The 281-nt window shown below is 53.4% G+C and carries 1 tRNA gene and 1 rRNA gene; both read left to right on the forward strand.

The annotated features are described in order from the left end of the window. Positions 1-37 precede the first annotated feature (37 nt). Positions 38-113: transfer RNA gene (locus FUU19_RS10705), tRNA-Thr, on the forward strand. 45 nt (positions 114-158) lie between these two features. Next, positions 159-274 (forward strand): 5S ribosomal RNA (gene rrf, locus FUU19_RS10710). The last annotated feature ends 7 nt before the right edge of the window (positions 275-281 follow it).

The following is a 281-nucleotide window of genomic DNA, read 5'->3' on the forward strand; positions in this document are numbered from 1 at the left end:
GCGAGAGTAGGACACTGCCAGGCATCAAATTAAGCGTGCTGATATGGCTCAGTTGGTAGAGCGCACCCTTGGTAAGGGTGAGGTCCCCAGTTCGACTCTGGGTATCAGCACCACTTTATTTAAAGTGGGTTTAGAAGTTCGGCAGAAAAAAGAATTTGCTTGGCGGCAATAGCGCGGTGGTCCCACCTGACCCCATGCCGAACTCAGAAGTGAAACGCCGTAGCGCCGATGGTAGTGTGGGGTCTCCCCATGCGAGAGTAGGACACTGCCAGGCATCAAAT

Origin of the sequence: Serratia montpellierensis, from assembly GCF_020858655.1 — a bacterium.
GTDB lineage: Bacteria > Pseudomonadota > Gammaproteobacteria > Enterobacterales > Enterobacteriaceae > Serratia > Serratia montpellierensis.